A 2,512-nucleotide genomic window follows, 5' to 3' on the forward strand; every position below is an offset into this window, starting at 1 on the left:
CCGATTAGGTAGTTGGTGGGGTAACGGCCCACCAAGCCGATAATCGGTGGGGGCAATGGGAGTTGGAGCCCCCAGATGGGCACTGAGACAAGGGCCCAAGTCCTACGGGATGCAGCAGGGACGAATCCTTCGCAATGCGCGAAAGCGTGACGAGGGGACTCCGAGTGGTGGACCACGCGTTCACCTTTTCGCCAGAATAAATACCTGGCGGAATAAGGGCCGGGCAATATCGGTGCCAGCCGCCGCGGTAACACCGAAGGCTCGAGTGGTATCCACGAATATTGGGCTTAAAGAGTCCGTAGCTGGCTTGTTAAGTTCTCTGTGAAATCTTCCGGCTCAACCGGAAGGCGTGCAGGGGGTACTGACAGGCATGGGAGTGGGGGAAGTCAGGAGTACTCACGGGGTAGAGGTAAAATTCTGTAATCCTGTGAGGACTACCAGTGGCGAAGGCGCCTGACTAAAACATGTCCGACAGTGAGGGACGAAGGCTAGGAGAACGAATCGGATTAGATATGGATCAGGGGAACGCTATTAAACGACAACGGCGAAAAAAACGCATATGGGATTAGTGCCCCGGGTGAAGAAAAAGCAGAAAGCGCGTCTTCCGACAAGGATTACGCCGGAGTTGTGCAGACTTCTGGGACTACTGCATGGCGATGGCAACATGTCGTATGGGAGAGTGCTTTTCACCGACCGGGAACGGCAGCACCATAAAGTTATCCACAAGCTTTTCCGCAAGGTCTTTGGAATACGGCTTAACCTATTCCATGACAAGAGGCGGAATTCGTATTACAGCCATACAAAAAACAAGGCTGTCTACGATTACCTGGTTGATGAGCTTCGCATGCCAAGGGGCGCTGTTCGCAGCCAGCTGTCAATACCGTCATTTCTGCCAAGGCTCGAAATGAGTTTGCAGGCAGAGTACGTTGGCGGTTTGCTGGACGCTGAAGGCTGCGTTAAAAGTCGCCAAGCCGAAATAAACTTCTCGACAACGTCGAAAGGCGTTTATATTTTCTTCAAGAAGTTTTTGGCTCGGGCGAAAATCGAGTACAGCACCTACGAACGCGCGAGGTACAAAAATCCCGAGTACGAGATATACATTTATGGGAAAGAACGGCTTCGGAGCTTCTCCGAACTCGTCAGGTTTAATCATCCGTTGAAAAGAAAGCGTTTAGCGAAATTCCTCTGACCCACTGAAAACCCGAGTAGCCCTAGCAGTAAATTATGCAGACTGTGGTGTTGCAGTGGCTTTGGGCCGCTGCAGTGCCGTAGCGTAAGTGTTAAGTCTGCCGCCTGGGGAGTACGGCCGCAAGGTTGAAACTTAAAGGAATTGGCGGGGGAGCACCACAAGGGGTGGATGCTGCGGTTCAATTGGATTCAACGCCGGGAACATTACCGGGAGCGACGGCAGCGTGAAGGCCAGACTAAAGATCTTGCCCGACAAGCCGAGAGGTGGTGCATGGCCATCGTCAGCTCGTGGTGTGAACTGTCCGGTTAAGTCCGGCAAGCCGCATCGGCGCGTTTATTTTAACCCGCCCTGCGAAACAGTTGCGAAAAGATGAAGGTGGAAAAATGAAGGTCAACCTGTCCCCCAAACTCGCGTACTTCGCGGGCCTCTGGAAGGCCCGCAGGACGCCCGAGGGGGTGGGGATAGAAGGCGACCTCGAGGCGCAGGAAATCTTCGCCTCGGAAGCGGTGAACACGCTTCAGATTCCGCCGGAAAAAATGCAACTTAAGGGAAGAAAGGCGTACTTTTACCATTCAGCGTACAGGAAATTCCTCGAGGGGCTCGCCGAAAACGAGCTCGAGGTCTTCCGCTGGAGGAACGAGTACGCGAAAAGCTTCCTCGCGGGATTTTTCGACGGCTGCGGAGGAGTGGACAACGTCAAGGGAACCGTTTATTTCGCGAAAGCGGACTCGGCGGACCAGCAGATGCTGGAACGCCTGGGCTTTCAGACGAAAAAATTCGGGCGCACCCTTTACATTACAGCGAAAAGCGTCCCAGCCTTCGCGGCATTCGTTCGCGAAAACCTGAAGAGAAACGAATTGAAGTCGCGCTTATCAGCGCTTATGCGGCCCGGAAACGAGCGAGACCCTCGGTGACAGTTGCGATCACCAAATCCGTTTGGTGAGCACTCTGTCGCGACCGCGATCGTTAAGATCGAGGAAGGAGGGGGCGACGGTAGGTCAGTATACACCTGGTGCGAAGAATCCGCTAAGGACTGGAAATCACACTTCCAGTTCGCACCATGGTGGCTCAAGCCCTGAATCTCCCGGGCTACACGTGGCATACAAAGCGCAGGACAATGGGTTGCCACTCCGAAAGGAGGAGCTAATCCCCCAAACCTGCGCCAAGTTCGGATTGAGGGCTGAAACTCGCCCTCATGAAGCTGGAATCCCTAGTAATCGCTTGTCAACATCGAGCGGTGAATACGTCCCCGCTCCTTGCACACACCGCCCGTCAAGTCACCCAAGCGAGGTTTTGGTGAGGCTGCGCTACTTTGGCGCATTC

At 54.2% G+C, this 2,512-nt stretch carries 1 protein-coding gene and 1 rRNA gene; both read left to right on the forward strand.

Annotation, left to right across the window (positions count from 1 at the left end):
* Positions 1–1,734, forward strand: a 16S ribosomal RNA gene (locus WC488_05470); the annotation flags it as partial.
* Complete coding sequence (locus WC488_05475) at positions 1,726–2,103, forward strand: hypothetical protein (protein MFA5077845.1); 378 nt, start codon at positions 1,726–1,728, stop codon at positions 2,101–2,103. The genes WC488_05470 and WC488_05475, both read left to right, overlap by 9 nt.
* Positions 2,104–2,512 lie beyond the last annotated feature (409 nt).

The organism is Candidatus Micrarchaeia archaeon (genome assembly GCA_041650355.1).
GTDB lineage: Archaea > Micrarchaeota > Micrarchaeia > Anstonellales > Bilamarchaeaceae > JAHJBR01.

Excerpts from the sequence above, each read along its gene's own strand:
- WC488_05475 (MFA5077845.1), top strand. The coding sequence starts at position 1,726 with ATGCAACTTAAGGGAAGAAAGGCGTACTTTTACCATTCAGCGTACAGG.